The 22,631-nt window shown below is 66.2% G+C and carries 20 protein-coding genes; 11 read left to right on the forward strand and 9 right to left on the reverse strand.

Annotation, left to right across the window (positions count from 1 at the left end; all coding sequences use genetic code 11):
• Positions 1–57: 57 nt before the first annotated feature.
• Both J2X98_RS04575 and J2X98_RS04580 read left to right on the forward strand, forming a co-directional pair.
• Positions 58–795: a GAF and ANTAR domain-containing protein gene (locus tag J2X98_RS04575; RefSeq protein WP_307304719.1), complete on the forward strand. Its 738-nt coding sequence runs from the start codon at positions 58–60 to the stop codon at positions 793–795.
• A gap of 510 nt (positions 796–1,305) precedes the next feature.
• Positions 1,306–1,722 (forward strand): VOC family protein, encoded by a 417-nt coding sequence (locus J2X98_RS04580; protein WP_141940435.1) that lies wholly within the window; start codon positions 1,306–1,308, stop codon positions 1,720–1,722.
• Between the two features lie 46 nt (positions 1,723–1,768).
• Here the strand turns inward: J2X98_RS04580 and J2X98_RS04585 are convergent, their stop codons facing one another.
• Positions 1,769–3,226, reverse strand: a complete 1,458-nt coding sequence (locus J2X98_RS04585; RefSeq protein ID WP_307304725.1) for an FAD-dependent monooxygenase — start codon at positions 3,224–3,226, stop codon at positions 1,769–1,771.
• 198 nt (positions 3,227–3,424) lie between these two features.
• On the opposite strand from J2X98_RS04585, the gene J2X98_RS04590 reads away from it, so the two are divergent.
• The 4 genes from J2X98_RS04590 to J2X98_RS04605 all read left to right on the forward strand — a co-directional run bounded on the left by J2X98_RS04590 (position 3,425) and on the right by J2X98_RS04605 (position 6,796).
• Positions 3,425–3,760 carry a YciI family protein gene (locus tag J2X98_RS04590; protein ID WP_307304727.1) on the forward strand — a complete coding sequence of 112 codons (336 nt, stop codon included), beginning with the start codon at positions 3,425–3,427 and terminating at the stop codon, positions 3,758–3,760.
• Positions 3,736–5,064, forward strand: coding sequence for an RNA polymerase sigma factor (locus J2X98_RS04595; protein WP_307304729.1), 1,329 nt, complete (start codon positions 3,736–3,738; stop codon positions 5,062–5,064). Before J2X98_RS04590 ends, J2X98_RS04595 begins: the two co-directional genes overlap by 25 nt.
• 260 nt (positions 5,065–5,324) lie before the next feature.
• A complete protein-coding gene (locus tag J2X98_RS04600; protein ID WP_307304733.1) occupies positions 5,325–5,717 on the forward strand; it encodes a GntR family transcriptional regulator in 393 nt (130 codons plus the stop codon).
• Positions 5,714–6,796, forward strand: a complete 1,083-nt coding sequence (locus J2X98_RS04605) for a DUF1648 domain-containing protein (protein WP_307304736.1) — start codon at positions 5,714–5,716, stop codon at positions 6,794–6,796. Before J2X98_RS04600 ends, J2X98_RS04605 begins: the two co-directional genes overlap by 4 nt.
• Positions 6,797–6,972: 176 nt before the next feature.
• Here J2X98_RS04605 and J2X98_RS04610 read toward each other — a convergent pair whose 3' ends face one another.
• The 3 genes from J2X98_RS04610 to pdhA are packed head-to-tail and all read right to left on the reverse strand — an operon-like array spanning position 6,973 to position 10,909.
• Positions 6,973–8,559 carry a dihydrolipoamide acetyltransferase family protein gene (locus tag J2X98_RS04610; RefSeq protein ID WP_307304738.1) on the reverse strand — a complete coding sequence of 529 codons (1,587 nt, stop codon included), beginning with the start codon at positions 8,557–8,559 and terminating at the stop codon, positions 6,973–6,975.
• A 2-nt stretch (positions 8,560–8,561) separates the two neighbouring features.
• Complete coding sequence (locus J2X98_RS04615; RefSeq protein WP_307304740.1) at positions 8,562–9,686, reverse strand: alpha-ketoacid dehydrogenase subunit beta; 1,125 nt, start codon at positions 9,684–9,686, stop codon at positions 8,562–8,564.
• A complete protein-coding gene (pdhA, locus tag J2X98_RS04620; RefSeq protein WP_307304742.1) occupies positions 9,683–10,909 on the reverse strand; it encodes a pyruvate dehydrogenase (acetyl-transferring) E1 component subunit alpha in 1,227 nt (408 codons plus the stop codon). Before pdhA ends, J2X98_RS04615 begins: the two co-directional genes overlap by 4 nt.
• 160 nt (positions 10,910–11,069) lie before the next feature.
• On the opposite strand from pdhA, the gene J2X98_RS04625 reads away from it, so the two are divergent.
• On the forward strand, positions 11,070–11,531 hold the full coding sequence (locus tag J2X98_RS04625; RefSeq protein WP_141946154.1) for an Lrp/AsnC family transcriptional regulator: 462 nt from the start codon (positions 11,070–11,072) through the stop codon (positions 11,529–11,531).
• 28 nt (positions 11,532–11,559) lie between these two features.
• Here J2X98_RS04625 and J2X98_RS04630 read toward each other — a convergent pair whose 3' ends face one another.
• Positions 11,560–13,056 (reverse strand): DHA2 family efflux MFS transporter permease subunit, encoded by a 1,497-nt coding sequence (locus J2X98_RS04630; RefSeq protein WP_307304744.1) that lies wholly within the window; start codon positions 13,054–13,056, stop codon positions 11,560–11,562.
• Between the two features lie 194 nt (positions 13,057–13,250).
• Between J2X98_RS04630 and J2X98_RS04635 the strand changes: the two genes are divergently transcribed.
• The 3 genes from J2X98_RS04635 (at position 13,251) to J2X98_RS04645 (ending at position 15,610) form a co-directional block, all read left to right on the forward strand.
• Positions 13,251–13,634 carry a MarR family winged helix-turn-helix transcriptional regulator gene (locus tag J2X98_RS04635; protein ID WP_307304745.1) on the forward strand — a complete coding sequence of 128 codons (384 nt, stop codon included), beginning with the start codon at positions 13,251–13,253 and terminating at the stop codon, positions 13,632–13,634.
• A gap of 109 nt (positions 13,635–13,743) precedes the next feature.
• Positions 13,744–14,637: a prolipoprotein diacylglyceryl transferase gene (lgt, locus tag J2X98_RS04640; RefSeq protein WP_307304747.1), complete on the forward strand. Its 894-nt coding sequence runs from the start codon at positions 13,744–13,746 to the stop codon at positions 14,635–14,637.
• 58 nt (positions 14,638–14,695) lie between these two features.
• Complete coding sequence (locus tag J2X98_RS04645) at positions 14,696–15,610, forward strand: DMT family transporter (protein WP_307304749.1); 915 nt, start codon at positions 14,696–14,698, stop codon at positions 15,608–15,610.
• A gap of 48 nt (positions 15,611–15,658) precedes the next feature.
• On the opposite strand, the gene J2X98_RS04650 is transcribed toward J2X98_RS04645, so the two are convergent.
• The 3 genes from J2X98_RS04650 to J2X98_RS04660 form a co-directional block, all read right to left on the reverse strand.
• Positions 15,659–17,887, reverse strand: a complete 2,229-nt coding sequence (locus J2X98_RS04650; protein ID WP_141940423.1) for a transglycosylase domain-containing protein — start codon at positions 17,885–17,887, stop codon at positions 15,659–15,661.
• Between the two features lie 177 nt (positions 17,888–18,064).
• The gene (locus tag J2X98_RS04655; protein ID WP_307304754.1) at positions 18,065–20,500 is read right to left on the reverse strand and encodes a hypothetical protein; all 2,436 of its coding nucleotides are present in this window, start codon (positions 20,498–20,500) and stop codon (positions 18,065–18,067) included.
• Positions 20,501–20,506: 6 nt separating this feature from the next.
• Positions 20,507–21,166, reverse strand: coding sequence for a peptidoglycan-binding protein (locus J2X98_RS04660; protein ID WP_307304756.1), 660 nt, complete (start codon positions 21,164–21,166; stop codon positions 20,507–20,509).
• A gap of 202 nt (positions 21,167–21,368) precedes the next feature.
• Between J2X98_RS04660 and J2X98_RS04665 the strand changes: the two genes are divergently transcribed.
• Complete coding sequence (locus tag J2X98_RS04665; protein ID WP_307304759.1) at positions 21,369–22,052, forward strand: VTT domain-containing protein; 684 nt, start codon at positions 21,369–21,371, stop codon at positions 22,050–22,052.
• Between the two features lie 36 nt (positions 22,053–22,088).
• On the opposite strand, the gene J2X98_RS04670 is transcribed toward J2X98_RS04665, so the two are convergent.
• Positions 22,089–22,601 (reverse strand): hemerythrin domain-containing protein, encoded by a 513-nt coding sequence (locus J2X98_RS04670; protein ID WP_307304762.1) that lies wholly within the window; start codon positions 22,599–22,601, stop codon positions 22,089–22,091.
• Positions 22,602–22,631: the final 30 nt, after the last annotated feature.

Here is a 22,631-nt window from a genome sequence, read left to right on the forward strand (position 1 = left end):
GGTGTGCGCACAGAACTGCGGCTTGTGGGAGGTGCCCGGCGCTCCTAGATTGAAGACATGCCGGAACCACAGATCACGGACGATTTTGAAGGCATTGTCGACCTGATCGCCCGCACGGAGGACATCAAATCTGTGCTGGACGGCATCACGGACTATGCAGCAGCCACAATGACCGGCAGCAGCGGTGTAGAGATTGAATGCGCCATAACGCTGCACCGGCGCAAGCACACCGCCACTATCGGAGGCAGCAGCGGCAGGGCCGTGGTACTTGACCGGATCGAGCAGACGCTGGGTGATGGCCCCTGCGTGGAAGCCCTGCAAACCGGCGTCCCCGTCCTCATGGGCGATGTGTCATCAGACGGGCGCTGGCCAGAGTACCGCAGCGCACTGGCCACCGCCGGCGTCGCGAGCGCCCTTGGCATCCCCATGGCACTGGACAGTGAGTCTGGTGCGGTCCTGGATTTTTTCGCCCCCGCCGGAGGACTGTTCGATGAGCAGGCGGTGGCCAGCGGAGTAAGGTTTGCCGACATGGCGGCCAAAGCGCTGCGCCTTGCCATCCGGATCGCCTCCGCAGACCAGCGCGCCGAGAACCTGAAAGCGGCAATGGACACCAGGACGGTCATTGACCTCGCCTGCGGCATCATCATGGCCCAGAACAAATACAGCAAGGACGCGGCCTTCGACCTGCTGCGCAGCGCCTCCAACACCCGCAACCAGAAGCTCAACGAACTTGCCCAATCATTGGTCAACCGGTTTTCAGGCCCGGCAGACGCGACGGCCCACTTCGACGACTGACACGGTTGCGCTGGACGGCCGCACTGATAAAGACGGGCCCGGGAGCCAGCGACGCTGATGGCCCCCGGAGTATAAGGCGCGGATGTGGCCCACCCCCGAAATATGGTTTCCCTGGGCCACACCCGCGCCAGCTAAAAGGGCGGCGGCGCGCCAAAGGAAAGTTGGGGTGGGGACAGGACGGTCAAGGGCATTCCTCCGATGGCAAAAATCGGGCCACCTGCCTGACCTTCAGCCAGCCTAACAATGGTCTGCCACTCCGGTGTAGGGACTAAATACCCAATTTTTGCTCAATTTCCCCCAATTAATGGATCTGTAGCGAGCAGCACCGGCGCCCTGGCGGTATCAATGCGTTCCGGGAGATCGCGGCCGCCCCGATCCGGGACCATACGGTGAGCGCAACAGCGGGTTAGTGCGCTCCCCCTTTCCACTGCCGCCCCCCTTCTATGTCCGCGCATCGCGCTGCTAGCATGGCCGGTGCCGACACCGACGTCCGTTAATAAAGGAGCCCCCATGGCCACGCGTCTCAACCCCTACCTGAGTTTCCGCAACAACGCCCGGGAGGCGATGGAGTTCTACAAGGACGTCTTTGGCGGCGAGCTGAACGTCAGCACCTTCGCCGATTTCCACGCAAGCCAGGATCCCTCCGAAGACAACCTGGTCATGCACGCCCAGCTCGACAGCCCGTCGGGGCTCACCCTGATGGGCTCAGACACGCCGGCGCGCATGGACTACACCCCGGGGAACACTTTCAGCGTTTCCCTCAGCGGCGACGACGAAGCCGAACTGCGGGGGTACTGGGAGAAGCTGTCCGACGGCGGCACGGTCACCATGCCGCTGGAAAAGGCCATCTGGGGCGATGCCTTTGGCATGTGCACCGACAAGTTCGGCATTCCCTGGCTCGTCAACATCGCAGGCCCGAAGCAGTAGCGCGGCAGCAGCTGTCCGCAGCGGCGCGTCCGCCGGACGTCGGCGTTCAGGTGATGCGCGGCGGCACGTCGCCACACCATGATTTGAGTGCGTTGGCAAGGCCGTCCGCCGTGCCTCCACCCACCCACGCGACGTAGCCGTCGGGCCGCACCAGGACCGCCGTGGGCGGCACCACCGAACCCAATACCGGAAGCTGCCATTCGCCGTCGTACGCTGCCGGCACGTACAGCGCGTTTCCTGCGCGGCCGGTTTCCAGGGCCGGGCCACCGAAATCCAGCAGCACCGGCCGGGCCTGGTGCAGCAGCGCGTACACCCGCACCGGGCCATCATCAGAGGTGATGTCCAGGTCTGGCATGCGCCGGCCGAGCAGCGGATGGCCCGCTCCCGGGTGGTAGGCCACGTCCAGCCCCGCGATGAGTGCGGCGATGGGCGTGCCGGCAGCATCAACGCCGAGCACCTCGTCGAGCAGATCACGCAATGCTTCCTGCCGCGGGTCCGACTTCTGGAAGAGGGACTGCGCCATGGTGTATTTGAGGGCCCGCGCCCCTGCCGGGTGGCGCTCCGCGTGGTAGGTGTCCAGCAGTTCCTCGCCGGAGCTCCCCCGCACCACCTGCCCCAGCTTCCAGCCGAGATTGACGGCGTCCTGCAGTCCGAGCCCGAGGCCAAGGCCGCCGGTGGGTGAGTGGACATGCGCGGCGTCGCCGGCCAGCAGCACCCTGCCTTTCCGATAGGACTCGGCCTGCCTGGTGGCATCCGTGAACCGCGAGAGCCAGACAGGGCTGTGCACGCCGAAGTCCGTTCCGAACACCTCGGTCAACGCCTGCTTCAAGTCCGCCAGGGTGGGTCCGGACGCCGGCCCAAGCGAGGCCTCCGTGACCACCACCCGGACCAACCCGTCACCCATCGGATAGAGCCCGTGGATCCCCCGGCTGTCCACCTTCCCCTGCTGGACCGGCTCCCCCGCCACCCTCACCTCCGCAATGAGGGTGCTGCGGGTGGCGCCCGGGCCCGCCATCGCAACTCCTGCCGAGCGCCGCACCACGCTGTGGCCGCCGTCAGCGCCCACAACGTACCTGGCCCGCACCGTCCCGCCACCTGCGAGCCGGACCTCCACGCCGGCGTCGTCCACTGAAACTTCCGTGACATCCACACCACGCCAAATTTTCACCCCCAGCTCCTGGACCCACTCCAGCAGCAGCCGCTCGATGTGGTTTTGGAAGAGCGCCAGCGTATAGGGGTGGCGCGTGGGCAGGCCGGCCAGGTCCAGCTGGGTGCCGCCGAAGGTCGCCGTCTGGATTGTCCTGCCCTCGGCCAGGAACCGGTCCGCGATGCCGCGCTGGTCCAGCAGCTCGATGGTGCGCGAATGGATTCCGCCGCCCCGGGAGCCGGCCAGCTCCTGGGACCGGCGCCGCTCCAGGACCAGCGCGTCCACACCAGCCAGCCGCAGTTCCCCGGCCAGCATCAGTCCCGTCGGTCCGCAGCCCACGATCACTACATCGCGCATGTTGTCCCCGCCGTTCCTTTGTTGTGGACCGCCAGTATGGGGCAGCCCGGGGGCCTTGCGGCAAGGCCCCCGCTGCGCGGTATCTTGAAAATGCGAGGAGATTTTGTGGCAGGTGTCGATTTCCGCTTCCCGTGTGCGTCGTATGGGTAGGAGCTTCTCCAATGAGGAGCCCTTGACCACGACAGAAGGGAGCATGACATGTCCAAGTACCTGATCCTGATCTACCAGGACGAGGCGGTGGCCCGGCAGGCGGAAGGGGAATCCGTCAGCGCCAGCTACCAGGAGTTCCAGCGGCGGCGCGGCTCTTGCCTGATCGGCGGAGCCGCCTTGCACCCGTCCTCCACGGCGACGTCAATCCGGCGTGATGGGTCCGGCGGATTCGCGGTGACGGACGGACCCTTCGCGGAGTCAAAGGAGACCTTGGGCGGCTACTACCTGATCGAAGCAGCCGACCTTGACGAGGCCCTTGAGATCGCCAAGGAGGTTCCCGCCGGCGTCGGAGTCGAAGTATGGCCGGTGCGGGTGGCCAGCTGATGCCGGGGGCCGCCAGGACAGAAGTTGCTGCCGCGGTTGCGGATGCGCACCGCCGGGAGTGGGCGTTCGTGCTGGCGGCGACGGTACGGGTTGCCGGTGACATCGACGCCGCAGAGGAGACTGTGCAGGACGCGTACGCCAGCGCGTTGTCCACGTGGGGCAGGAGCGGGATCCCCACCAACCCCGGGGCATGGCTGACGGTGACGGCCCGACGGCGGGCCCTGGACGTTCGACGTCGGACAGCCACGGCGGAGCGTGCCCTGCCCAAGCTGGTCAGCCCCGGAGAGCGCGGCGTTGACGAGGCCGTTGTGGAAGGAGCGGGTCCGGAAGGAGAGGACATCCCGGACGACCGCCTCCGGCTCATTTTCACCTGCTGCCATCCGGCCCTGGCACTCGAGGCCCAGGTGGCCCTGACGCTGCGGCTCCTGTGCGGGCTCTCCACCGCCGAGGTGGCCCGGGCGTTCCTCGTCCCGGAGACCACGATGGCGGCCCGTCTTACCAGGGCAAAGAAGAAGATCGCGGCCGCGCACATCCCGTACCGCGTGCCGGGGGCGTCGGAGCTGCACGAGCGGGTTGATGGGGTGCTGGCGGTGGTGTACCTGGTCTACACCACGGGGCACACGGCTCCGTCGGGAGCGGACTTGATGCGCGGAGACCTGGCCGGGCGCGGGCTCGAGCTGGCCCGGATGCTGCGCGCGCTCCTCCCGGAGGACCCCGACGTGGCGGGGCTGCTGGCGCTGATCCTGCTGACCGGGGCCCGCACCGGCGCCCGGCTGGACGGACAAGGGGATCTGGTCCTGCTGGAAAACCAGGACAGGTCGATGTGGGACCGGCAGGCCATCGAGGAAGGGGTGCGGCTGCTGGGTGCGTCACTGGCGGCGCGTCCGCCAGGCCGCTTCGCCCTCATGGCAGCTATTGCAGCGGTGCATGACGAGAGTGGATCCTGGGCGGACACGGACTGGCACGAGATCCTGGGCCTCTACGACCTGCTCCTGGCAACGTGGCCCTCCCCCGTGGTCCGGCTCAACCGGGCCATCGCCCTGGGCTTCGCGCTGGGCCCCGCGGAAGCCCTCGGAGAGCTGGATGCCCTCGGTGCCGAACCACAACTGGCCCGTTACCCGTACTTGGCCGCGGCCCGGGGTGATTTCCTGGCGCGGCTTGGGCGTGCGGCGGAGGCCCGGCTGGCTTTTGAGGAGGCTCTGATCCTCACCGACAACCAAGCGGAGCGGCGATTCCTCCGGTCTCGGATAAGCGAGCCGCCCGAAAGCCGGGGCCTTCCGGGACAAGGGGAAAGCCCCTCCTAGGAGGGGCTTTCAACGTAGTTGTCAATTGTCATCAGGTAATGGTCAGCGGTGATGCACTCCCCCTTCCCGGACGCTCCCCGGCGCCCATCCGGACTATGACGCCTATCACTTTAATAACCTGCAGCCTGGGCGTAAAGACCCTGGCGGAAAAACCGAAACCTCCACCCCGGCCTCCCGTCTTTCCCCTATGTTCAGACCCCTGGCGGCGGCCACAACTTTGTTCTATAACTAATAGAACAAAGGGAAGGGTTGGAGGTGCGTTGATCCTCAACGTGGACCTGAGCGCCGACGTACCGATCTATCAGCAGATCCGGGACCAGGTCGTGGAAGCGATCGCGCACGGCGCACTGACGGAAGGCAGCCCGCTGCCGCCCACCCGCACGCTCGCCGCTGATTTCGGCGTCAACTTCCATACGGTCAACAAGGCCTACGACCTCCTTCGGCAGGAAGGGCTGATCCGCCTTAGCCGCGGGACCGGGGCGGTGGTGACCGCGGCTGCCACGGACCAGGTCCTCCCCTCCGACTGGACCGCCAGGGCCCGGACCCTCCTGGCCGAGGCCGTGGCCCGTGGAATATCTCCCGACGAGGTGCTCAGGACCTGCCAAACACTGCTCACTTCCTTTGGTCCCGCAAAGCAGGAGGACACGCGATGATTGTCTCCGTCATTCTGGGTTTCGTGCTGCTGGGACTGGTACTGCTGCTGGCCCTGGTGTTGCCATCGGTGACCAGTGACACCATTCCCTTCGGGGTCCGCGTCCCGGCACAATACGCTGCCAACCAGGTGGTTACCAGGCAAACGCGCATTTACCGGCGGCGGGTCCTGCTGTGCGGTGGTGTCATTGCGGCAGCCGGTGTGGGCAGCGTGGCGGTAACCGGGCAGCCATTGCTGCTGCCGTTGTCGGTGCTGGTGCTGGTTGGTACCTGGTACGGCTGCTTCTTCCTGGCCCGTCAGGAGATCCGGGCAGCGAAGCGTGCCGGTGGTTGGTTCGAGGGGCTGCACCAGGGCATCGCGGTGGACACGGAGCTGCGAACCAGTCCTCCGCGGTTCCCCTGGCGCTGGGTGGCGCCGGCGGCGGTCATCACGGCTGCGACGGCGGTCGTCGGCGTCGTGATGTACCCCTCCATGCCCCAAACCCTCGCAGTGCACTATGGCGCCAACGGTCTGCCCAACAGGCTGGAAGTGAAGTCAGTCGGCTCGGCTTTTTCGCTGGTCTTCCTGCAGCTCGGCCTCACAGCGCTGCTGGCAGGGATTGCGGCGGCGATCGTCCGCAGCAGACCTGATCTGGACCCGGCCCGCCCCGTGGGATCCTCGCGCTGGGGCCGGCACTACATGACGCTAAGTGCCAAGGCGCTGCTTGGACTGGTCGCCATGATCGATCTGGGCTTGATGGGGTCGTCGCTGTTGATGTGGACCGGGACTGTTACCCGGTGGGCGCCGCTGGTGATCGTGGTCCCCGTCCTGGCCTCCGTGGCGGCAGCCGTCGCGGTCCTGGCCAGGAACAACAGGGACCGCGGCGGAAACGGGGAGGACACGGGGCTTACCCACCGCGATGATGACAGGTACTGGCGCGGCGGCGTGATCTATATCAACCGGGAAGACCCGGCACTGCTGGTCCCCCGCAGGTTCGGCATCGGGTGGACTTTGAACTTCGGTAACCCCCGGGCAGCGATGCTGCTGGCCGGAATAGTCGCGCTGATCGGCTTGGTGGTCACGCTCCGCTTTGAAGGATGAGCACGTACGACGGCGGCAGGCGTCCGCCGTCGTACGTCCGCCATCCGCGTGGCGGGCTACCCCCGGGCGATACCCAAACGAAGTTTCGAGGCGCAAAAAGGCCGGCGCTGCCCGCATATGGGGTGCGCCGGCCTGGTTGCGCGTCGGGTACAGTTCTGCGCGTCGACAGGACGAGGCTAGATGTCTGCCAGGAGCGACATCGGGGCTTCGATGGCGTCGGCGACGAAGCGGAGGAAGCCGCCGGCCGTGCCGCCGTCGCAGACCCGGTGGTCGAACGTCAGGGTTAGCTCGGTGACCTTCCGGACAGCCAGTTCACCATTAACCACCCATGGTTTGTCGATGATCCGCCCCACACCGAGGATGCCCACCTCCGGGTGGTTGATGATCGCCGCTGAGCCGTCGACGCCGAACACGCCGTAGTTGTTCAGCGTGAACGTGCCGCTGCCCAGCTCAGCAGGAGTCGCCTTGCCATCGCGGGCCACCTGGGTGAGCCGGCGGATCTCCGCATCCAGCTCCCTGGCGCTGAGCTTCTCGGCACTCCGCACGGACGGGACCACCAGGCCCCGGTCGGTCTGGGCGGCGAAGCCCAGATTGATCCCGTCGAACGACACGATCTCCTGAGTCCCGTCCTCCGCCGTCTCGATGCGGGTGTTCAGCTCCGGGTACTTCTTCAGGCCTGCCGTGACGAACCGCGCAATGAACGCGAGCAGGCCGGGGACCTCCGCGCCGCCCGCCTTCAGCCCCTCGCGCAGCTCCATCAAAGCGGTGGCATCCACGTCCACCCACACGGTGGCTTCCGGAATCTCGGAACGGCTGCGGACCATGTTGGTGGCCACAGCCTTCCGGACCCCGCGGACCGGAGTGCGGGCGGCAACGCCAAGGCCGGTGCGGGGGTCGGTGCCCTTGGTTTCGACCGGCTCAACAGGACCCGATAGCGCTTCAACAGGCTCGGCTTCAGGCTCGGCTTCAGGCGCGGCTTCCGGTGCTGCCGCCGGCGCCGCCGTCTTCATCGCCGCCTCCACGTCGCGGCGCATGATCAGTCCGCTGTCGCCGGAGCCGGAGATGTCGCCCAGGTCCACGCCGTGCTCCCGGGCCATGCGCCGGACCAGCGGCGAGATCACGGCACCGAGCTTGCCGGGTACGCGGGTGCGGAGCAGTGCGAGCTCATCCTCCTTGGACAGCTCGGCAGAAGCGGATTCAGTCCGCTCGTCCACAGCTACGGAAGACTTCCGTGCACGGGTACGCCGGGCCTGGCCATGGCCGCCCGGAGTTCCGTACCCGATCAACACATTCCCGGATCCGGCCTTCTCCTCTTCGCGGTAGGTCTCCGCCTCAGTCGCCGCGGATGATGCCGCCCCGGGAGTGGCTTCTAAGGAACCGGACGAGGGACCCGATGCGAGCTTGCGAGCATTGGGAAGTCCGGGGCCGCTTCCTGAGCCGGCAGCATCGTCCGCAGGACGACTGCTGTCCGGCGAAGGGGCGGGGGCGGCATCATCCGCGGCACCCACGGGAGCGAAACCAAAGGGCGTCACCGAGATCAGCGGCTTCCCCACGTCGATGGTCTCCCCCGGCTTCCCGTGCAGCTCGGCCACGATGCCGGCGTAAGGGGACGGGACCTCGACGGCGGACTTGGCGGTCTCCACCTCTGCGATCGGCTGGTCGACGGAAATCTCGTCACCGACGGCGACGTGCCAGGACACCAGCTCGGCTTCGGTGAGGCCTTCGCCGAGGTCCGGCAGCAAAAACACACGTGGTTCGCTCATGGTCAGTTCTCCCACTGAAGGTCGTCAACGGCGTCGAGGATGCGGTCCACGCCGGGCAGGTAGTACTTCTCGAGTTTGGGTGCGGGGTAGGGGACGTCGAACCCGGTCACGCGCCGGATGGGGGCGGCCAGGTAGTGGAAGCAGCGCTCCTGCACCCGGGCCACAATCTCGGAGGACACGGACGCGAAGCCGTGGGCCTCGGCGATCACCACGGCGCGGCCAGTCTTGCGCACCGATTCGCACACGGTGGCGTCATCGAACGGCACGATGGTCCGCACGTCGATTACTTCGAGCGAACGCCCCTCCAAAGCTGCCGCCTCGGCGGCGGCCAACGCGGTGGGGACGGACGGACCGTACGCAATCAGCGTCGCGTCCGTGCCCGGACGCGCGACGGCGGCACGGCCCTCAGTGCCGAGTCCCGCCGTCGTGCCTTCCGCACGGGAGTCCTCGTGGAGGCGCCGGAGCTCCGAAAGGTCCACGGAGTCCTTGGTCCAGTACATCTTTTTGGGCTCCATGAAGACCACCGGATCGTCGGAGTCGATGGCCTCGCGGAGCATCCGGTAACCGTCTGCAACGGTGGCCGGGGTGTAGACCTTCAGGCCGGCGGTGTGGGCGTAGTAGGACTCGGAGGAGTCGCAGTGGTGCTCCACTCCCCCGATGCCGCCGCCGTACGGGATGCGGATCACCAGGGGCAGCTTCACGGCGCCCTTGGTGCGGTTGTGCATCTTGGCCACGTGGCTGACGATCTGCTCGAATGCGGGGTACGCGAAGGCGTCGAACTGCATCTCGATGACGGGGCGCATGCCGTTGATGGCCATGCCCACGGCCATGCCCACGATGCCGGATTCGGCCAGCGGGGTGTCAAAGCAGCGCTGCTCCCCGAACATGGCGGTGAGTCCGTCGGTGATGCGGAAGACGCCGCCCAGCATGCCCACGTCCTCGCCGAACACCAGGACGGAGGAATCGGCGGACATGGCGTCGGCGAGTGCGGTGTTCAGTGCCTTGGCCATGGTGACCGGTTGCGGTCCGGCTGCTTCGGCGGACGCGGCGGCTGAAGCTGCCGCGCGGGCGGTGGCGGCGGACACGTTGCCGTTGGCCTCGGACGATGTGGTGATGGTGGGGCTCACTTGCCGGCCTCCTTCGAATCGGTTGCTGCGGCGTCGCGGGCCAGCTCGTCGGCGAGCATGGCCGACTGTTCCTTCAGCTGGGGCGTCCGCGCAGCGAAGACGTGGCGGAAGAGTTCCTGCGGGTCCACGGGCACGTCCTCGCCCAGGCCCTCGCGCAGCTGCGCGGCAACCGCCTCGGCGTGGTCGCGGATCCGGGCCTCGCCGTCGTCGTCCAAAAGCCCCCTCCCCGTGAGGTAGGTGCGCATCCGGTTGACGGGGTCCTTGGCCCGCCACTCCGCAACCTCGGCGCTTTCCCGGTAGCGGGTGTCGTCGTCGGCGTTGGTGTGGGCCTGCATGCGGTAGGTGTTGGCCTCCACGAGCAGCGGTCCGGAGCCTTCGCGGGCCAGCTTCACGGCGCGGTCCAGGACGGCGAGGAGTGCCACGACGTCGTTGCCGTCCACGCGTTCGCCCGCCATGCCGTAGCCCACGGCCTTGTGCGCGAGCGACGGCGCCACGGACTGGTGCGCCAACGGCACCGAGATGGCGTACTTGTTGTTCTGCACGAAGAAGATCACCGGCAGGTGGAAGACGGCGGCGAAGTTGAGCGCCTCGTGGAAGTCACCTTCGCTGGTGGCGCCGTCACCGCACATGGCCAGCACCACGGTGTCCTCGCCGCGCAACTTGGCGGCGTGGGCGACGCCGACGGCGTGCAGCAGCTGGGTGGTCAGCGGCGTGCACTGGATGCCCACCTTGTATTTGAGGGGGTCGTAGCCGCCGTGCCAGTCGCCGCGGAAGATGGTCATTACCTGGACGGGGTCAACGCCGCGCGTCATCACTGCGACGGCGTCGCGGTAGGTGGGGAACATCCAGTCACCCTCGGAGAGGCAGAGGGCCGCGGCCACCTGGCAGGCTTCCTGGCCGTGGCTGGACGGGTACACGGCCATGCGGCCCTGCCGGACCAGGGCGGAGTTCTGGTCGTTGACGCGGCGGCCGACGACGAGCTGCTCGTACGCTGCCAGCAGTTCCTTGTCGCCGGGTACGGGGTATTCGTGGCCCGGCTGGGTGCCCTGCTCACCTTCGGGGATGAGCCGGCCGTCCGGGTCCACCATCTGGATCTGGTGCCGGGCGGGGAGCATGTAGTCCTCCACCGTGATGCCGAACTTCTTCACAGCTTCCGTGAGCGCGTTTCCTGGCGCTGCGCTGCTGGTGGTGTCCGGCGCGGTGTGGTCTGCGGAGATCGTCATTGGTCCGTCCTTCGGTAGCCACTATTCCCTCCCAGTATTGTCCTGACGAAGGTTTCGTATCCAGTACCTGGGTGAATCATGGAGAAGCTGCTCTGAAGTCCCTAATATGGAAGACGATTTGTAACTATGACGTGGATTACCGACGGGAGTCGTGGACAAAATGCCGGGCAAGGATGCTGCTGCCGAGGTTCCGCTGGATGAGATTGACCGCCGCATTATTTCGGAGCTGACCCGGGACGGCCGGATGTCCGTGACGCAGGTGGCCGAGAACGTGCACATCTCGCGTGCGCACGCCTACTCCCGGATTTCCCGGCTGACTTCTGATGGGGTGCTGACCCGGTTTACCGCGCTGGTGGATCCCATCAAGGCAGGGCTGAAGTCCTCCGCGTACGTGACGCTGAAACTGAAGCAGGATTCCTGGCGTGAACTGCGGGACCAGCTGGGAGCCATTCCCGAGGTGCACCACATCGCCTTGGTGGGCGGGGACTTCGACGTCATCCTGCTGGTCCGCGCCGTGGACAACATCGACCTGCGCCGGGTCATCTTCGACCAGCTGCAGACCATGCCGGGCGTGCTGGATACGCAGACGTTCCTGGTATTCGAGGACGTGGATACGCGGTAGGAGGCGGCTCCGCCGCTGGCCGGCCCCCTTACTTCCTGAGGCGTGCCGAGGCCGGCACGGAGGGCCGTCCGAGTAATGACAGGGCTGCCGCCACGGCAGCAAGGACCGCCAGGAGTGCGGCGGCCATCTGGAAACCGAGACCGGACCCGCCTGGCATGCCTGAACTGTCTGCAAGGGCAGGGGCGAGCGAATATGCTGCTGCCCCCAATGCCACGCCGAGAGAGGTTCCCACTCCCCGGGTCATGTTCATCACGCCGCTGACCATGCCCGCCTGGTGATCGTGTCCGGCAGCTGCCACCGCAGCGTTGTTTGCCGGCGTGAAAAGGCCCAGTCCCAGGCCCAGGGCAGCCAAGCCGGCCGCAGTAATCCACAGACTCGGAGAAGGCCAAACCAGGATGGCCAGGGCGGCCGCGGCCAGCCCCATACCGGCCGAGGTGGGCAGCCGGGCTCCGGACCGGTCCGCGACAAAACCCGCAGCAGGAGCCACGAGTCCAAGTGCCACTGGAAGCACCGTCAGCAGCAAACCTGCTTGGGCGGGTGGCAGGGAATACTCGGACTCCAGGTGCAGGGGCGTGACGAACAGAACCCCGAAGAGCACGAGATAACTCAGCAGGCCGGTCGCGATGCCCCGGCTGAAGGTCCCGGTGCGGAACAGTGAGAGATCCACCAAGGGATGCCGCGCCCGGCGTTCGAGCAGGACAAACACGACGAACAGAACAGCTGATGATGCCAGCAGGCCCAGAACAGGAGGGTTACCGAAACCGGACCTGGATGCCTCGGACAATGCCAGAAGGAGGGCACCAACAGCCGGCATCAGGGCCACCAGCCCTGGCCAGTCCAGCCTCACGAGGGGAGCCTTGACCCGGGTTCGAGGCAGCAGCAAACAGCCCAGCACCACCCCGATGACGCCTGCGGGAATGTTGACGAAGAAGACCCACCGCCAGCCGCCCAGGCCAATGAGTACGCCGCCCACGGAAGGGCCCATGGCCAGGCCAACCGCCTGCGCGGCCCCTTGAAGCCCGATGGCCTTGCCGAGCTTCCCGGCGGGCATGCTGGTCCGGATCAGCGCGACGCTGTTCGCCTGGAGCATGCTCGCCCCTACCGCCTGAACCCCCCTGGCCACCAGGAGCCAGGTTATGTCCGGCGCCAGCGCGCAGCCCAGGGAAGCGAGGGTAAACAAAGCGAAGCCGTAGGTGTAGAGCAGTTTCCGCCCCACCATGTCTGCCAGGCGGCCGACGGCCGAGATGCTGCCCACCAGCACCAGCAGGTAGATCAGGGCAACCCATTCCACCTGCGCGAGCGAAGCGTTCATTTCGGTTCTGATGCTTGGGACCGCCAATGTCACGATGCTGGCGTCCAACTGGCCCATGAAAGCACCAATGCACACGGTGGCAACCACCAGCCAGGCAGCCCCCGGCCGCCTTCGGACCCAGTCCGGCCGGGCCGGTTCCCGCAACAGTTTCCCCCAGCCGACGGCTGAATCGGGGGCTAAGGGGACTCCCTGGCGGGCATCTTGTTCTGTCACAGAACTATTCTACGTGGGAACTAAAAGGATAAGCTCACGGTATGAACACGATGCGTGTCCCCTCTTCCCCCGCTGCGGCACCTGCGCATGACCCTTCCGGCGCGGATGCATGGTCGCTGACGGGAGTGATAACGCGCCTTCGCCGGGTCCTGCGCTCGAGCGTCCGGCAGGATTTCCCATGGGAGTCTTTGCCCATGGCACAGGTGGAGGTCCTTCAGCGGCTGGCCGATGAGCCGGGCATCGGAGTCCGCGACCTGGCGGAGCGTCAAAGGCTGGCCACCAACACCGTGAGCAGCCTCATCCAACAAATGGTGACTTCAGGGCTGGTCACCCGTACCCCCAGGCCCGGAGACCGCCGGGCCGTGACCCTCAAACTCACCAGCGCCGGAGCGGAAGTCCTCTCGGGGTGGCAGGCAGCGAACCACCGAAGGCTGGGCCAGGCACTGCGGCAACTCACTCCAGCAGAACAGCAGGCGATAGAAGACGCCATCCCTGCCCTTGCAGCCCTCGCCGCACTGCTGGAATTGGAGGACGAACTCCAAGGCCAGAACCACAGCCAGCAAAACCAGACACCATGATGTACGGTACTGCGTCGCCGGCGCCCCAGTATCGGCCCGGCCTCCTCGTCGTACGGGACGAACCGGCCCCGAAAAGAGCGACCGCAGCAGACCTCCAGAACAGGACCCCATGACCGACAACGGCCCATTCATCCCCTCCCCGACGGTTAGCGCTTTTCACATCGGCCCGCTGACCATCCATTTCTATGCGCTCTGCATCATGGCCGGCATCATCTTTGCTGTCTGGCTGACGTCCCGGCGCTGGCACGCGAGGGGCGGCCAGGCCGAACAGGTCCTGGACATCTGTGTGTGGGCGGTCCCGGCCGGGATCATCGGGGGGCGCGCCTACCACGTCATCACCGACCCCGAGCTGTACTTCCAGCCAGGCAGGAATCCGTGGAACGCCTTTGCAATCTGGGACGGTGGACTGGGGATTTGGGGTGCCGTGGCGTTGGGTATCGTCGGCGCCTGGGTTGGCTGTCGCCGGAAGCACGTCTCTTTGGTGGCGTTCATGGACGCCGCGGCGCCGGGCCTGGTCTTCGCCCAGGCCCTGGGCCGGTGGGGAAACTGGTTCAACAACGAACTGTACGGGGATCCCACCACCCTTCCCTGGAAGCTTCAGATCCATCAGATGGATCCCGCTTCCGGTTCCGCCGTTCTGGGCCCCTCGGGAGCTCCCGTGGTCATCGGCTATTTTCAGCCAACGTTCCTTTACGAATCGATCTGGTGCGTAGCGGTCGGAGCCGTCCTGCTGTATCTGGACCGGCGCTTCGTTCTGGGTGCGGGCAGCGTGTTCGCACTCTACGTTGCCGGCTACACGGCGGGACGCTTTGCCTTTGAATTGATGAGGTCCGACTACGCCAACCTGATTCTGGGCCTGCGGGTAAACACCTGGGTGGCAGGACTGATATTCCTGGCCGGCGCTGCCGCCTTTGCCCTGTTGTTCCGGCGCAGACGATCGACGGCCGTGGATCCAGGGCCCATTCCGGCGTCAGGAAAAGTTTCCCAGAACGAACTTTCCTAGACTTTCAGCGGTCCCCGGGATACCGACGTGATCCCGCAGGCTTGGGTAAGGTCTGATCATGATCCAGGCAGCGTCGGTGTCCGCCCTAACGTCCTACCACTGGCTTGGGATCCCTATCGCGGTGGCCGGCGCCATCCTGCTTGCGCTTGGAACGTTGTTCCAGCACCGGGCCGTGGAAGACCAGCCTGCCGCTTCCGGGCGTGCTGTCGGAAGCATGGGCGGAGGACGCCTCCAGGCCCTCGTTCGAAATCCAAAGTGGCTTGCCGGGACAGCGATGCTGGGCGGCGCCATCCTCCTCCAGCTCACCAGCCTCCGGTTCTCCCCGTTGATCGTGGTCCAGCCCATCGGTGCGGTGGCCCTGGTGGTCACCACGCTGGCCACGGCGCGGATAACCCGCAGGTCCCCCGGACGCCGGTCCCTCACCGCCGTCGGGTTGTGCATGGGCGGCGTGGGGGTGTTCGTTGCGGTAGCGGCGCTGTCAGCACAGGACGTGGAGATCAGCGACCGGCACCTGGTCACCATCCTCATCGTTTTGGCCGCGGTCCTTGCCTGCGTGGCCGTCGCCTTTATGTTGTGGCGCCACCGGGCGGGCGCGGTGGTCTTCACCGCCGGCGCCGGGGTCCTGTTCGGATTCGTCGCGGCCCTGGCCAAAACCGTGATCGGCCGGCTGTTCCAGGGCGATTTCGAGTGGCTGTCCCTGACATGCGTCGCCGGCCTGGTCGTTGCCGGCCTCGCAGGGAGCTTCCTGGTCCAGAACGCCCACAGCCGGGGAACGCCCGAACTGGTGGTCGCCGGACTCACCGTCATCGACCCCCTGGTTGCCGTGGCGATCGGTGTCACCATCCTCGGCGAGGCGGACACGGCGCCTCCGCTTGCGATTGTCCTGTTCCTCCTGTCCGGTGCAACCGCCATCGCCGGGGTCTTCCTGCTCGCGGGGGTCAGGAAGCCGGCGAGGCCGGGAGTGAAACCATAGCGCCGTCTTCACTTCCGTCCGTCAGCCTGGCAGGCTCCAGGCCGGCGTTCAGCGGCCTGCGCTCGGTGAAGTAGTCTTCCCGCGCTGGTCTGACGGGCCACTGATGAGGTTCTGCGGCGGTGCGTCGAAGTTGCCATGGTCGTAGAGGCCCACGGCCGCCTGCATGTACTGGGCCCATTGCGGGCCCGCGATGAAGGCTCCATCGACGGCGGGGTAGAACTTGCCGTTGATGGTGACGTTCCGTCCCAACCGGCCCGGTCCACCGTTGAAGGGGTCCCCGAAGAAGGACGCGGTGGCCAGGCCCTTGGTGTAGCCCACCACCCAGGTCTGGTTGTTCCATTCGTTGGTACCGGTCTTGGCGGCATCCGGCACCCCGAGTTTCTGCGGGATCAACAGGCCGGAGCCTTTCGTGAGGACGTCCTGGAGGACGTTGGTGACGGCCTTGGCCACATCCGGTTTCAGGGCGCCGGCCTGGCAGGACGATGTTTGGCCGCCGATCTTGTTGCCCTGGGCGTCATCTACTTCAGTGATGGACATGGGGGCGCAGTAGGTGCCGTTGGCCGCGAACGTCGCGAATGCGTTGGCCATGGTCAGCGGGGCCACGTTTTGGCTGCCCAGGATATTTCCCAGGGTTGAGAGGTCGATCTTTTCGTCTTTTCCGCTGCCCAGGTGCAGGCCGATGGCATCTGCGGCGCGTTGGACGTCGCAGACATCATTGAGCCCGGCGAGGGAGGCGAACGTGGCCGTGTTGATGGATTGGTAGATGCCTTCACGGACCGTCATGGGCCGGTACCAGTTGGGCTCATCGTTTTGCAGGTCCGCCGATTGCGGTACGGTGCTGTCGAACCAGCCCTGGACGGGATGGCAGGTGGTCTTCCACGGATAGTTGATGCCATAACGGCGGCGGGAAGCATCGACAACCTGGTTGGTTGACTTCCCCTCGCCAAGCCAGGCGGCGAGGGTGACGGGTTTCATCGTCGAGCCTGGCTGCATGCCGCCCACACCGCCCAGGCTGTTGCCGGCCGCGTCAGCGCTGTCCACGTTGAAGTTGTAGTCGGACACAAAACCGGTGCCTTCGCCGGGCAGCTTCCGGGAGTTCTGCGCCATGGCCAGGACTTTCCCGGTGCCCGGTTCAATGGTTACCAGCGAGGTGCCCCACTTGTCCGGGTTCGCGCCCGTCGTGGCGTCCACCTGGGTCTGGGCCGGCCCCTCCAGGCGCGGGTCCAGCGTGGTCTTGATGGTCAGGCCGCCGGCCATGATCTTCTGGTCCCGCTCGTCCTGGGTGGCCCCGTAGGACGGGTCATTCTCGATCTGGTGCAGGACGTAGTCGCAGAAGTACTGCGCCTGGGAAGCGTAGGCACAACCCTGTTTCGGGGGATTGAGTTTGAGCTGAATGGGGGTGTTCACGGCGTCGTCGTGCTGCCGCTGGTCGATGTAGCCGTGTTCCAGCATTGCGTCCAGCACCAGGTCCCGCCGGGATTTGGACGCTTCCGGGTGCACTGTCGGATCGTAGAGCGAGGGGCCGTTCACCAGGCCTGCCAACAGCGCGGCCTGGGGCAAGGTGAGGTCCTTGGCATCCACGGAAAAGAAGTACTGGCTCGCCGCCTGGATCCCGTATGCGTTGGCGTTGAAACCGACGACGTTCAGGTATCCGGCAAGGATCTGGTCCTTCGAGTACTGCTCCTCCAGGCCGATGGCGAGCTTCATCTCCTGGATTTTTTTGTTCATGCTCTTCTGCCCGTTGAGCACTACCTGGGCGTCCTTGCCCTGGGCAATCAGGTTCTCGTTGAGCATGTTGGTCACATACTGCTGGGTCAGCGTGGAAGCCCCCTGGTGGCCGCCGGCGGCGTCAATCATCGCGGCCCGCAGGATGCCCGCAGGGTCAATACCGCCGTGCTGGTAAAAGCGGTAGTCCTCGATTGCCACGATCGCATTTTTGATGTTGGGGGACATCTGATCCAGCGTTATCCGGGTCCTGTTCTCACTGAAAAGAGTGGCAATCTGGGACCCGTCCGCTGCAAGCACGCGCGTCATCTGGGCCGGCGGCGCCGCGAACACATCCTTGGGGAGGTTGGTGGACAGCGCTGCAGTGCTGCCCGTAACCGCCGTCTCCGCCAGGGCTGCGGCCGGAACCATCAACCCGGCCACCAGGGCGCCGCACAGTGCGCTCACGCCAATGAAGCCCAGGAACCAGCCCAGCGTTATGCCGGTGGCACGGAACAGGTTCCGGCCCCGGTGCGCGTTCGGCGTGGATGTGGAAGAGGCTCCCTTGGACATGTGTATCTCCGGTTCCCGACGTCGTATTACTGCAACGGTTGCCTTTCCCCGGACAGGTCCCCGTCACGGGCGTCGCACACCTGCGTCCATGCCGGCAACCGTGCCTTCACCCTACTCTTCGAACCTGATAGGCCCCGGTAAGGCTCCCCGGCGACGGGTACCGGCAGGTCATCCTGCTTAACCTGCGCTGGACGACGGCGTCGCCGCCAGGGTCTCCCCCGTCCCGGTACCTGATGTAGGTGCCGGCGTGGCGTCGTCAACAGGCGACGTCGGTTGCCCCCCTTCCATGTTCCCGGCCGCCGGGGCAGTGCCCATGTAAGTCGCTGCCGGAGCGGGTGCCTCCGCGGGAGCGGACGGCCCATCCTGAACGAGGGACGAGGTGGGACCAGGGGTCGGTCCACCGCTGGGACCATTTGTAGCAGGGGACGTCGCTGCAGAGGTGCCCCCTGACGCCGAAGAGCCCTTGACGATGGCCGCGATCTGTTCCTTGTACCGATCAAGGGTCGACTGGATGTCAGAGAGCGGAACGTTCTGGATATTCCGCCCGTATTCGGCGATTTGCGCCCACAGGGCCTCGAGTTGCTGCTTGCTGTCCCCGTCCAGCGGCCCGTTGAGGGTCAGGACCAATTGGCTGGCCAGGGCGTACGTGAGGCAGTCCAGGCAGTTGTAGTTGGCCGCCGCGGAGAGGTTCTGCGGCACGATCACGTCAGTTTGCCCTACCACCAGGACCACTTGGAACCCCACGGCCACCGCCGCGCAGCCCGAACAGCTGGCGAATGCGTAAGCCTCATTATTGGTGGTGACAGGCCCGCCGTCGTCCGCCCACACCAGCGCGAAGGCCACGCTGTACTTCACCGAGCCGTCGGTGGTATTGACGGCGAGCGCCTGGTTTCCGTCGGCGGCCGGGGCGGCCGGCCTATCGAACGGGAACACCCAGGACGGAGCGGCAGCAGAAGCGGTCTTGCCACCACGGGCGGTACCAGGCGATGCCTCCTCAGCCGGCACCAGCACCATGCTCAACTGCGGGTTCTCCCGCGTGGGCTTGGCGGCGCCGGCCGGCCACAGCGCAACGGTCCGTCCAGCAACACCCTGACGCAACGCCCCGCCGTCGCGGGCGGGAAGAATTGCCCGGGTGGCATCCCCCAACGTCCCGCGTTCGTAGGCCTGCACGGGACGGTACGTCCCGCCGTCGGGCCACCACGCCCAGGCGAGTCCCGCCAGCAGGACACCCACAGCCCCCATTGCAACGATGCGCTGGGCAACCTTCCCCCGGGTCTTTTGCCAGAGTCCGGTGACCAGCTGCCGCAGCAAGCGGACCACGATGTACAGCACACCAAGCACCGGAACCGCCACGACCACCATTGCCAGCGCCCGCACGGCCACGCCCAGGACGTCCCCGGACGCAAGGCTCGCCGCCAGAGCTTCCTGCTGTTTCCCCACGCCGGCCCAGCCCGTAGCCAGCAGCCTCGGCAGGGACAGCACCATCATCACCATGCTGAAGAGCAGCACCGGCACGGTAACCAGGACCCAGGCGGTGACCACAGCCCGGGCCCACGGCTTAAGCAGCTTGCTTTCCGGGTTTCCCCAATGCCAGGGAAGAATCCCCAGAAGGGTGGGCTTTATCCGCTGGAACAGGTCCGGCACCCCGGTGGCGTCGGCCAGGATGTGGTAGCCGTCGTACTTCACCAGCGGGATGAGCTGCCGGACCATTTGCAGGATCTGCGTGACCACCACCAACAGGAGCGCATCAAAGCCGGTGGCCCACCACAGGCCCATAATGACCACCGCCACGATGGCATTGAAGTACAGTCCGCCCAGATCCGTCCGGATCCGGCCGCCCCGGCCCAGCCGGTAGGAGTCGGTGACGTCCGTGAAGAACGCCGGCCACAGCAGGTACAGCCCCGCGCCCATGGCTCCGGGGGTAGCCCCTCCCCTGCGGGTGGCGGCGGCATGGCCGAACTCGTGGAAGCCCGCAGAGAGGATGGTGACGGCGAGGATCAGCAGCAGGAGGGCGGGCTGGGCAAAGGCCTCGTGCGTTGCCGAGCCCAGGCCCTTGACCATCAGCACCCACCAGCAGGCGGCCAGGAACGCCGCCGTCACAGCCACCACGATCAGCGGATTGAACAGCACCGCGAACGGTGCCGTGATCCTGCGGGTCCGCTCGGGATCGGACACGATATAGCGGAACCGCAATCCCAGGAGCGGGTTGGATTTCTTGACCTCGGGCTGGGTGCCGTCGGCGAGCCGAAGCAGGCCCATGGGTAGGAGCTGGGAGTCCATCAGGGTACGCACGTTGTCTGCGCTGACCAGCCGCCCGTATTCCTGGCTGACGTGCCGGGCGATGCCTTCAAGATCGTTCGTGCCGTCCGTGGCCTCCAGCACCAGATACAGGAGCCTGGTCAGCTGGAGGGTCTGGCCGTCTGCGCGCCGCACCAGCGACGGCGGCTCGCGATAGCCGGAGCCTTCTGCTGCGCCGAGCAGCTGCACGCCGTCAGCCAGGGCTGGAATGTCGGCTTCCGCCGTCGTACTGCCTTGGCCCGGTTCCCGGGCGAGGGAAATGCGTGACGACGACGGGGCCGCCTCAGGAGGCGGCCCGCCGTGGGTTTGGGTCATCTCGGTTTACTGCTGCAGGTTGGACTGCTGGCCGGCTGTGGCGTTGGCCGCGCCGTCGATGTGCTGCGATATGGCGGCACTCTGGTCCGAGATGGCGTAGGACTGGCTGTCGATCGAGCCGATGTTCGCGGCAACGGCTGCGTCGATGGGAGCGGCTACGTTGGCGTTTGCCGCCACGGCACCGTTGATCGGGGCGGCGATGGCGGCGTCGGCGTCCAGGTTCACGTCCACGTTCAACAGGTTGCCGTTCAGGGCACCCGCTGCGTCCGTGACGCCACCGGTGCCCGTGGGAGCCGGAGCCGTTCCGGTGGTTGCATCGGCGGTTCCGGTGTCCGTGGTTCCAGTGCCAGTACTGCCGTCACCCTGTCCGATCACGCTGTCCTGGGCAGAGTTGGCATTGGCGTCGGCCACGATCCCCTGGTCAATGGCAGCATCCTGGTGGGAAAGTGCCTGCGCGTCAGAGCCAAAGGAGAGGATGTTGGCCGAGGCCGCGGCGTCGATGGGGGCCGCCACGTTCGCGTTGGCGGCGACGGCCAGGTCGATCGGAGCCGCCGCGTTGATGCCCAGGTCCAGGTCGGCGTTCAGGTCCAGGACGGACGCCACTTCCTTGTCCGGCAGGGCCGTGGCCTGCTCCGACATCAGTTCTTCGTCAGTGAGGGGACGCATTTCATTGTCCATGGTTGAGACCTCCGGTGCGGCGCGGGTGCTCTGCCCCCAGCGGACAGCCCGCGCCACACAATAGTAAGCATGATTAGTAATTTTGCGAAGCTTCGGGTGATGGGCGGGCATGCGGGCACGGCACCTGGGACACGAGGACGGACGTAGCACCCGCAAGCCAGCGTTAACGTTGGTGGCATAACTTGGGCCCATGAGCCTTCTCCCCCTGGCCGCCACGGCCTCTTCCGTCCGTCCGGTGACGGGCCTGCTGCCTGCCTGGATGGATCCAAACGAGTTCCTGCGTGATCCGGCCCTGGCCCCCTGGCTCGTCTTGATCGTGTGCGCATTCCTTTTCGTGGAGACAGGCCTTCTGGTGGGGTTCTTCCTCCCCGGGGACTCCCTGTTGTTCACGTCGGGACTCCTGGCGGCAACGGGAATCATTCAGGTCCCCGTCGGCGTCCTCGCCGGCGCCGCGTTTCTTGCCGCGCTCGGCGGGGACCAAACCGGGTACCTCATCGGCAGGAAAGCAGGGCCGGCGCTCTTCAACAGGCCCGGTTCCAGGTTTCTGCGCGGCGAATACGCGGACAAGGCGCACAACTTCTTCCTCAAGTACGGCCGCAGGTCCGTGGTCCTGGCCCGCTTCGTTCCAATAGTGCGGACCTTTCTTCCCGTCACCGCAGGCGTGGGAAGAATGCGTTACGGCGCCTTCCTTGCCTACAACGCCCTGGGCGCCCTGCTCTGGGGCGCAGGCGTTACGCTCCTCGGTTTCTGGTTGGGCCGATACGCCTGGATCGGGGCCAATATCGACCTGATCTTTGTAGTGATCGTCGTGGTTTCATTCGTCCCGGTTGGCGTTGAACTGCTGAAGAGCCGGAGGCACAAAGGGAGCCAGTAGGCCTGCTTGGCGGCATCGGTGGGGCAGGCCCTGGCCCTACTCGTGCTCGCGGACGTACGCTTCCGGGCTGACATCCTCCGGTTCAATCCCCGCGGCATGCCTGGACTCAAAAATGCTGAATGACAGGCCAAGGCGATGCCGCAGCTCAAGGGACGCGTGCTGCCGAAAGTCGGTCAGGCCTTCGCGTTCCTCCTCCGCCATGTGGTCGTCGTTGGCTTCGTTGAGCTTCGCTATCCCCGCCCACCACTCGGGGGAACCCGCCGGGTGCCCGTCCACCTCGCTGATGGCGTCCCGGATTTCGTTGTGGTCGTGGATCGCGTCGGTGGTTTCGTCCGCGGCGGAATCCTTCCCGCCTGCGCCCTTCCCCAGTTCCATCAACTCCGGATAGAAGAGCTCTTCTTCTGCCTTGGCGTGGACTTCCAGCAGGATGCGGAGCTGCTTCCACACAGCTTCCAGGCTGGACGGTTCGCTGCCGTGCATCTCATCAAGCAAGGCGAACCGGCGCCGCTGCTCGTGGTGGTCGCTCAAAATCACTTCAACAATGTCCATGGTGGTCCTTTCAGCAAGGGAGGTATCCCT

Origin of the sequence: Pseudarthrobacter enclensis (genome assembly GCF_030811655.1) — a bacterium.
Classification (GTDB): domain Bacteria; phylum Actinomycetota; class Actinomycetes; order Actinomycetales; family Micrococcaceae; genus Arthrobacter; species Arthrobacter enclensis_A.